A 7,396-nucleotide genomic window follows, 5' to 3' on the forward strand; every position below is an offset into this window, starting at 1 on the left:
GGTGGCGTGCGTGGGGTGTCCGGGGCGTCGTCGGGCGGGGCATCGGTTGGGGATCAGGCGGCTGTTAGAAGGGGTTCCCGTCGGACGACGCCCAGTTCGATCGCCTTGCGGGTCAGCTCCGCCTTGTTGCGGACCTCCAGCTTCGCCCGGATCCGCTTGACGTAGGTGTCGACCGTCGCTCCGGACAGGCCCATCCGCCGGGCCGCCTGGGAGTGCGTGTAGCCGTCGGCGATCCAGCGCAGCACCTCCTGCTCGCGCCGGGTGAGCACCTGCTGCGCGGGCTCCGCCGGGGCGCCGCCGCCGATCAGGGCCGCCCGGGAACCCGACGCGACGTACACCGCGCCGCGCGCCACCACGCCGAGCGCGTCGTAGAACTCCTGGTCGTCGCAGCCGTCGCCGATGAAGCCCAGCGCGCCGGCCCGCAGCAGCTCCGGAACCTGCGCGGCGGCCTGCTCCGGCAGCACCACGAGCACCCGGTAGGAGCGGCTCAGCCGCGAAACGCAGTGCACCAGGGCGTCCGCCGGCAGCGTTCCGCCGTAGGCGAGCACCGCGACGTCGGAGGCGCCGGACAGCCGCTCGGGGGCCTGGTCGAGCAGCCGGGAGATCTTCTCCTGCAACTCGGGGCGGTCGGCGAACACGGTCACGTCGGACAGCACACGAACCAGCAACGTTCTTCACTCCCAGTGTCGCCGGTTCGCGCCGCGGCACAGACGTCTTTCGGCTGTTCGTCGCGATTCGGCGGAATTGGTGGGGCTAGGGAATTTCCGACTAGCCCGCGGCCTCTCTGACACCAGGAACGCTACCTGCGGAATGGCCGGGATCGAAGAGATTCCAACGGTCTGTAAACGTCAGTCGGACCTTGTAAGAATCTGTAAGGATCGCGCGCCCGCGGTAATCGATCGCGCACTTTCGGTAATGCGCGACTGCACCGCACACTCTGGGCGCGGGAGTGAGTGTGCGGTGCAGCGCGTTCCCGGCCCGCGGGAGGAGCCGGGAGATCGGGTCACCAGCGGCGGTGCGCTCCGGTGCCGAGCGGCCGGATGGCCGGCAGCACGGCGGTCTGCGCCGCGGCGACGTCCGCGACGTGCGGGCGGGGCGCCGTGCGCATGGGCACGGTTTCCCGGGCCGGCCGGGGCAGGACCGGGAGCAGCTGGGTGTCGCCGTTCAGCCGTGCGCCTGCGCGGCCGTCGAGCAGGTCGATGCAGGTCAGGTCGCCGTTGTGCGACTCGATCACGTCCCGCAGGGTGCGCCGGTCGGCCCGGGAGACCGGGAGCTGCCGACGCTCGGCGAACGCGGCGAGCGCCTGGGCGGCCGCGAGTTCGTCTCCGTTGTCCAGGTGGTTGGCAACCGCAGCGCTGAGGTTGTCCGACATTTCCGGTGCGAGGTGCAGGAACACCTCGTCGAGCTCGTCGAAGCCGTCCATCTCGGAGGGCATGATCACGCCCTGATCCCAAACGAACACGGTTTCCTCCTGAATTCGCCGACTTCCGTCAGGCGCTGCAGTCGATCTTCATCTGCGCCGCGGCGTGGTGCGCGTAGGTGGGGCCCTTGTCGGTCCAGTCCTTGCCGCGGGAGTGCAGTTTGATGGTCAGCCGTCCGCCGGTGACCGCGAACCGTCCACCGTCGACCCAGCTGCCCTGCCGGTTGGTCTGGAAGACCCGGAAATCACCGGACGGGCCCTTGGTCTGGTCGCCTTGGTAGACGGTGTAGTAGCTCGGGTCGCCGCCGACGTGCTGCAGGTCGCCGCGAGGCACGAACACCGACACCTGGCAGCTGCCCTGCTTGACGTCACCAGTAGTGAACCGCCAGACCGCGGAGTTGTCACCGTCCCGATTCGGGTCACCCGACATCGGCAAGGAGGAGTACGAACCGTCGCAACCGTCGGCCGCGTGCGCGCCGTCGCTCTTGAGCCAGCCCTGGTTGCCGTTGACGTAGTAGCCGGGACGGCTGAAGCTACCGCTCCCGCAGCCGGGCCCGGCGAACCCGGAGAAGACGACCGGGTGGGCAGCGGTGCGCGCGGGGTCGGCCGGGACTGCGGGCTGCACCTCGCCGCGCGGGATCTCCCCAGCGGGCGGAGGAGGCACCGGCGCGCCGTCGTTCGGGATGCCCGGCGGCGGGGGGCCTTGGACCAGGTTGCCGTCCGGGATGCCCGGCGGCGGGACCGGCTGCTCCTGCGCCATGCCCGGGATGAAACCGGACTGCGCCTGGGCGTCGTCCTCGTAGGCCGCCGGATTCGGCAGGGCGCGCGAGGGGGTGTCGTCGTTCTGGAGGAGGCCCGCGATCAGCACCGGGACGGACAGCAGCACCAGACCGGCCACGGCCGCGGCGGCCACCACCGGCTTGGACACACGGTTTCCGGGACGCGACGGGACGTCGGCGGTCTTGGCGGTCTTGGCGGCGGCGACGGGCTTGGCCTTGGTGGCCGTCGCCGTGGCGGCCGCGGTCGCAGCCTCGGCCTCGACCGCCGTGGCCTTGCCGGTGCCGGCGTCGGCGACCGGCTCGGCCAGGGCGGACTCCTTGATGGCGGGCATCATCTCGGTGTCCGCATTGGACTTCCGCAGCTCGCGATCGGCAAGGTAGGCGACGCCGGTCTCGCTCGCGCCGTAGTGCTTGTCCTGCTCCCAGGGGTGGTCGCCCTCGGTGGTCTGATCTTTGCTGCCGCTCGCGCTCATCTCTCGCTTCCCATCGGTCGAGTCTCTGCCAGCCGCTCCCGCCGGGTCGGGGTTGTGCGGTTCGCGCTGCGGAGCCGTCTCACCCGGAGTGCCGACCGCGCCAGGCCCCGGGCATTGAGCCTGGTCAAGATCGCGCTGCTCGACAAGTAACCGAATAAGGGACAGGGGCGTCAGGGAAGCGCACTTGCACGTTCAGATACGGCAAGGGTTCCGGCCGACCTGTGGCGCTGAACCGGCCGGATCGGTTGATCTCGGCGCAGAACGGCGCGATCGGCGGAGCCGTCGGCATCGGGGCGGGAGCGCTCGGCAACGCGATCAAGGTCGGCGGCGCGAAGGCACTCGGATCGCACCTGTTCGACGGGTCGGCCGCGAAGACCGGGAAGGGTGCGACCGTCCAGTTCGGAGCCGACCTCCCGCTGAACGCGGGATGGGGCGCGGCCGTCGGCGCGGCGGAAGCAGCGGCAGGATGCGACATCGGGCGCGAGCGGCGACGAGGGGTACGGGCGGAGAACGTTCACCGGAGCGCTGGACGCGGGCAGGGGATCGTTCAACCCGCACGGGAAGTTCTCGACGTCGACGAGCGTCTACCTGGACAACATCCCGCGGCGGGGCAAGAACCCGGCCCCGATCCCGACGACGTCGGAGCCGCCCCAGCTCCGGAAACCCCGAAGGAGGACTGGACCGCCTGGGCCGACGAGACCATCAGAGCGCTGAACCGCTAGCCGAGCGCCAAAAGACCCGTGCGTACTTCATGTCGCTGCAGCAGCACAAAGTACGCACGGGATCCAACCAGGCCGAGCGGGCTACTCCAGGTCCGATCCCTTCGCCACGACGATCCCGTAGATGTCTCCGATCGTCGCCAGCGCGCTGTGGTGGATCTGCTCGGCGGACAGCTCGACCCCGGCTCCCGCCAGCGGCCGCGTGGCGCACGCGTCCGCGACGACCGTGGGCGCGTAGCCGCGCAGGAACGCGCCTTCGGCGGTGAAGGTGACGCACATGTGCGTCATGAACCCGACGATGATCACGTTCTCGCACCCTGCGGCCGCGATCTTCTGCTCCAGATCGGTGCCGTGGAAGGAGTTCGGCGCGTGCTTCACCACGACGGACTCACCGTCGACCGGCGCCACGCTGGGGTGGATCTGGCCGATTTCGGCGCGGATGTCGTAAGGCGTGCCCACACCGCTGTCGTGGACGATGTGGATCACCGGCGCCCCCGCCTCGCGCGCCCGAGCCAGCAGTGCTGCGGCGGAATCCAGCGCCGCCTGCCAACCGTCCAGCTCCATCACGCCACGGGTGTAGGTGTTCTGGTAGTCGACCAGGATCAGCGTGACGTCGGCGAGGGTCGCCGGTGTTTCGCCGAGGCCGTTGAGCTGGCGCAGCGTCGTGGAAGCCATGGGGAAAAGCCCTCCTCAGATGGGGTTTCGGGATCGCTCGGCACCCTGGTGGCGCCTATGTGATCGACGCTACGATCGCGCCGTGGTGTCTGCAATGACGATCAACTTGCAGATCTGGACATCGCGTCGGAGGGAGAGCCCGTGCCCGCGCTGAAGCGGCTGATCGTCATCGTCGTCTTCGACGGCGTCGACCTGCTGGACATCACCGGCCCGCCGGAGGTGTTCGCCCTGCTACAGCGGGAAGTCGACACCGACACCGGCTACCGCGTGCTCCTGGCCGCCGAAACCACGGATCCGGTCACCACCGCGGCGGGCGTGCGCGTCCTGCCGGACGCCACGTTCGACGAGGTCAGCGGCCAGCGCATCGACACACTCCTGGTTCCCGGCTCGGTGCGCATCGACGCCGACCAGCGCGTGACCGCCCTGACGGACCCGGACGTCACCGCCCGCGTCGAGCAGCTCGCCGGCACATCGCGCCGCATCGCCTCCGTGTGCGTCGGCGCCCACATCCTGGCCGCCGCGGGCCTGCTCGACGGGAAGCGCGCCACCACGCACTGGTCGACCGCCCACCAGCTGGCCGCCGACCACCCCGCCGTCACCGTGGACGCCGACCCGATCTTCATCCGCGACGGCGCCGTGTGGACCGGCGCGGGCATCAGCTCCTGCCTCGACCTGTCCCTGGCCCTGGTCGCCGAGGACTTCGGCGAGCCCGTCGCGCTTCGCGTGGCCCGCCATCTCGTGATGTACCTGAAGCGCCCCAGCGGGCAGAGCCAGTTCTCCGTGCCCCTCGAACCGGTCTCCACCACGCGCCGGATCGAGGACCTGCGGCACTACATCACCGGCAACCTGACCAGGCCCATCGGCCTCGCCGAGCTCGCCGAACACGCCCAGGTCTCCGAACGCCAGCTCGCCCGCATCTTCAAGGCGGAACTCGGCATGACACCGACCGCCTACATCGAATCCGCCCGCGTCGAACTCGCCCGCAACCAGCTGGAATCGACCGACGCCACCCTGGACCGCATCGCCACCACCTGCGGGTTCGGCACCGTCGACACCCTCATCCGCGCCTTCCGCCGCCAACTGGCGACCACCCCGAGCGAATACCGCAGCGGCTTCCAGTACGCCCCGCAGCGGTAGCCGCGCTTAGGATCCAGCCATCACATGCGTGTCAATGTTCGGGAGTTGGGCGTGCGCATCGGGGAACTTTCAGAGCGGACCGGCACTTCGCGGCGGTTGATCCGGTACTACGAGGAGCAGGGGCTGATCGTCGCCGACCGCTCCCCCAACGGCTACCGCGAATTCGCGGACTACAACGTGGACCGGGTGATGCAGATCCGCGGGCTGCTCGACGCGGGGCTGCCGACCCGGATCATCAAGCAGATCCTGCCGTGCCTGGACAAACCCCGGGTGATCTACTTCCCCGACGCGACGGCGGAGATGATCGCAACCCTGGAGCACGAGCGGGACCGCATGACGGACCGGATCAGGTGCCTGACCCAGAACAGGGACGCGGTGACGGAGTACCTCGACGCGGTCCTGGAGTACCGCCGCACCGGCGAGGCCCCGGAACCGCCGACTGCCTCGGCACCCGGTGGGGCGCGGCGGAATTTCGCACGGAATTGACCCGCCACCCGGGCGAACCGGGCGGTCAGGCGGGTTCGGCGTTTTCGAGGGCCACCATCGCCACCCATTCCCTGCGAGTCGGGGTTCGGGCCGTCGGGCCCGCTTCGGCGATGTGGGCGCGCAGGGCCGGAGGCAGCGCGATACCGCGGTTGGCCAGGTAGTACGTGGTCAGCTCGGACCAGATCCAGGTTCCATCCGTGCGCAGCGTGACCGGGACGACGGGTTCGTCGTCGCCCGCGAAGAGATCCGGGATGCGGTCCGCCTCCTCGGTCAGCGGCTCGCCGGATTCGAGGTAGGCGACCTGGGCGTCGCGGTCCGGGCCTTCGGGCTCGCGGTCCTCGCTCGTCTCGTCGAAGCGGGCGAGCTCGATGGTGGGCTGCGGGCCCACCGCGTAGATCTCGCGCCCCTCCACCAACGCGCCCGCGTGGTAGTGGAAGTCCAGCGCGCTTTCCGGCCGGAACACCTCCACCTGCGGGCTGGCGATCCCCGCGTCCCACAACCGGTCGGCGAGCTCCGCCGCCAGCATGTGCGGTTCCGGCCCGGCCTGGGTCTCCACGAGGTGCATCAGGCGGCCCGGGTTCGCGGTGTCGCCCTCCGGGAGGCGCAGCACCTGCCAGGCCGTGTGCTTGCCCGGCTGCGAATCCAGGTACTTTCCGACGACGTCCGCGCAGGCCGCCGAGAAGTCGTCGTCCGCCACGCGGAACTCCCACACAAGCAGGGTCAAGTCCACCGCGTCCGCGAGCGGGGCGACCAGTTCCGCCGTGGCCGGGTCCACGCCGTCGAGCAAGACCTCGCGGGCCTCCGGCGGCAGCGGGTCGTTGCGGTCGCCGAAGACCTGGGCGATCAGCCGCACCGCGTGCGACCACTGCCCGGCGGCCAGCCAGCGCCGCGCCTGCCACACCACGTCGTCGGGCAGCAGCGGCGCGAACCGGAGCAACAGCTCGTGCCGCGCCTGGTCCTGTTCACCCATCCCGCACCTCTCACCGAAGAACCACGTTGCCCCGTCGAATCTTTCCGAGATCGGGCGGGCAGGCAAGTAACCGATATCGGGACTCCACCCCGGGACCGACGTTCCGCAGTTTCAATTGAAACTGCGGCCCCACCGGGGGTTACGCGACGGCTTTGCGCAGCGCGCCGGCGAGGATGCGCATCGACGCGCGCGAACCGGGGTTGATCAGCACGTCGACGCCTTCGGCCGGCAACGCCCCGACCAGCTCCGAGGCGCTGGCCTCCCGCCAGCCCGCGACCCGCACCCGCTTGCGGTGTGCGGGGGCCGTGGTCACCAACATCGAGGCCACGCCGTCCGGGGCCGGCGCGACCACCGGGCTGCCCGCCTCGTCGACGGCGATCCCGAACACCGCTTCGCGCAGCGTCGCCAGCAGCGCGTCGGCGGTGGCCTCGCCCTTGTTGACCAGCCGCAACGTGGCGTCCACCGGGTCGGTCGGAGAGTCCGGGCCGGACGGCGAGTAGTCGACGTTGGCGTGGAAACGACCGGTCGTGCCGTCGGCCTCGACGTGCCAGCCACCCACCACGGCCTGGCGCGGCGGCCGCTGCGGATCGCCGCCCTGCGCCTGCCAAGCCGGGTCGATCAGGAAAACCCACCGGGGCTCCTCCGGCAGGGCCGAACCACCACTCATCGCAAAAGCCTCCTACCAGCTATCACGCTACCGCTCGTCCTTCTCGTCCGGCGGGACCGGTCTGGCCTGG

Annotated in this window: 9 protein-coding genes; 3 read left to right on the plus strand and 6 right to left on the minus strand. The window is 70.4% G+C overall.

What is annotated here, in order from left to right; all coding sequences use genetic code 11:
- Window positions 1-53 precede the first annotated feature (53 nt).
- The 3 genes from AC07FN_RS18775 to AC07FN_RS18785 all read right to left on the minus strand — a co-directional run bounded on the left by AC07FN_RS18775 (window position 54) and on the right by AC07FN_RS18785 (window position 2,672).
- Window positions 54-668, minus strand: a complete 615-nt coding sequence (locus AC07FN_RS18775; protein WP_478396758.1) for a response regulator transcription factor — start codon at window positions 666-668, stop codon at window positions 54-56.
- Window positions 669-1,003: 335 nt separating this feature from the next.
- Complete coding sequence (locus tag AC07FN_RS18780; protein ID WP_478396759.1) at window positions 1,004-1,462, minus strand: hypothetical protein; 459 nt, start codon at window positions 1,460-1,462, stop codon at window positions 1,004-1,006.
- A 28-nt stretch (window positions 1,463-1,490) separates the two neighbouring features.
- Complete coding sequence (locus AC07FN_RS18785; protein WP_478396760.1) at window positions 1,491-2,672, minus strand: hypothetical protein; 1,182 nt, start codon at window positions 2,670-2,672, stop codon at window positions 1,491-1,493.
- A 221-nt stretch (window positions 2,673-2,893) separates the two neighbouring features.
- On the opposite strand from AC07FN_RS18785, the gene AC07FN_RS18790 reads away from it, so the two are divergent.
- Complete coding sequence (locus AC07FN_RS18790) at window positions 2,894-3,394, plus strand: hypothetical protein (protein WP_478396761.1); 501 nt, start codon at window positions 2,894-2,896, stop codon at window positions 3,392-3,394.
- Between the two features lie 81 nt (window positions 3,395-3,475).
- On the opposite strand, the gene AC07FN_RS18795 is transcribed toward AC07FN_RS18790, so the two are convergent.
- The gene (locus tag AC07FN_RS18795; protein WP_478396762.1) at window positions 3,476-4,066 is read right to left on the minus strand and encodes a cysteine hydrolase family protein; all 591 of its coding nucleotides are present in this window, start codon (window positions 4,064-4,066) and stop codon (window positions 3,476-3,478) included.
- Window positions 4,067-4,207: 141 nt separating this feature from the next.
- Here AC07FN_RS18795 and AC07FN_RS18800 point away from each other — a divergent pair, with 141 nt between their 5' ends.
- Together AC07FN_RS18800 and AC07FN_RS18805 are read left to right on the plus strand one after the other, a co-directional pair.
- Entirely contained in the window at window positions 4,208-5,203 is a 996-nt protein-coding gene (locus AC07FN_RS18800; RefSeq protein WP_478396763.1) for a GlxA family transcriptional regulator, read from the plus strand.
- A gap of 51 nt (window positions 5,204-5,254) precedes the next feature.
- Window positions 5,255-5,689 carry a MerR family transcriptional regulator gene (locus tag AC07FN_RS18805; protein WP_478396839.1) on the plus strand — a complete coding sequence of 145 codons (435 nt, stop codon included), beginning with the start codon at window positions 5,255-5,257 and terminating at the stop codon, window positions 5,687-5,689.
- Between the two features lie 25 nt (window positions 5,690-5,714).
- Here the strand turns inward: AC07FN_RS18805 and AC07FN_RS18810 are convergent, their stop codons facing one another.
- Both AC07FN_RS18810 and AC07FN_RS18815 read right to left on the minus strand, forming a co-directional pair.
- Entirely contained in the window at window positions 5,715-6,659 is a 945-nt protein-coding gene (locus AC07FN_RS18810; protein WP_478396764.1) for a hypothetical protein, read from the minus strand.
- Window positions 6,660-6,798: 139 nt separating this feature from the next.
- Window positions 6,799-7,326 carry a type VII secretion system-associated protein gene (locus AC07FN_RS18815; protein WP_478396765.1) on the minus strand — a complete coding sequence of 176 codons (528 nt, stop codon included), beginning with the start codon at window positions 7,324-7,326 and terminating at the stop codon, window positions 6,799-6,801.
- Window positions 7,327-7,396 lie beyond the last annotated feature (70 nt).

Source organism: Saccharopolyspora sp. NPDC045941, from assembly GCF_056431445.1.